General features: G+C 71.4%; 1 protein-coding gene. It reads right to left on the bottom strand.

Features of this window, described 5'->3' with window-relative positions; all coding sequences use genetic code 11:
- On the bottom strand, positions 1-986 hold a 986-nt coding region (locus TN53_RS40865; RefSeq protein WP_052745415.1), incomplete at its 3' end, for an acyl-CoA reductase.
- Positions 987-1,024 lie beyond the last annotated feature (38 nt).

The following is a 1,024-nucleotide window of genomic DNA, read 5'->3' as shown; positions in this document are numbered from 1 at the left end:
CGTTCGCACAGCTGGGCGGCATAGCGGTCGGCGTCGTCCCAGGAACCCTCGACGAACTGGAAGCGGCTGGCCACGCACGCCTGCTGGTTGAAGAACGTGGCGTCGGCGGCGCCCGCGTCGGCTGCCCGGGCCAGTGTCTCCGGGGACTCGAAGGCCTCGCGGCCGATCAGCGAGATGGAGGTCTTGGGGTCGAAGGAGACAAGCTCGAATCCCGGACCGACGTACTTCAGTGCCCCGCGGATCGTGGCCTCGCCGCCCCACGCCACCAGCTTGTCGAAGAACTGCGGACGGAACAGCACGCTCTCCACCGTCTCGTCGCCGCCGCGCCAGTACACCGCGGAGAACGAACGCACCACGGGATGGCCGGGGGCCACCTCGGCCATCGTGCGCAGGATCGCGGACGCGGTGAACAGGTCGTTCGAGGGCAGCTTGAGCAGGTTGACGCCCTTGGTGAGGGCGCCGCGCACGACGGACATCGCCGCGACTCCGGGTGCGTTGCCTGCGATGATGTGCACCAGGCGGGGCGGGAACGCGCGGGTCGCGGCCGTCCGGTCGTCGGGCAGCGCCACCTCGCGCCAGCCGTCGAGCACGTCCGCCCCGCCGAGTTCGTGGTCGATCTGGGCGTACAGGCCGGCTCGTTGGAAGCTGCGCCACAGTGCGGCGTAGGCGCGTTCGAGAATCTCCGCGGGCAGCGGGCTGACCCGGACCACCCGGTCCAGGGCCTCGGCGAGCAGGCCCGCGCGGTCCGTCTTGAGGGCCTCGCCGGTCTCCACCAGCAGGTCGACGATCTCCGCGACGGGCACGTGGAAGGCGGGGCCGGGTTCGGTGCGGGACCACACGAGGCGGTCCAGATCGAGGGCCGGTGTGGTGAAGGCCGCGCCGGGGCGTCCGTGGGTGGTGTGCGAGCCGTGGTCGACTTCGCCGCGGATCATGTGGGCGACTGCCACGGAGCCCGCCGCGGTGCCGTCGAGCGTGGTGCCGCTCATCCGTGGATCATCCCCCGTACGTAGGAGTCGAGTGTGGC

Source organism: Streptomyces sp. WM6386 (genome assembly GCF_000972385.1).
In the GTDB taxonomy this organism is placed as follows: Bacteria; Actinomycetota; Actinomycetes; order Streptomycetales; family Streptomycetaceae; genus Streptomyces.
Note: the sequence above shows the minus strand (reverse complement) of the source record. Positions and strands in the feature narration are given on the sequence as shown.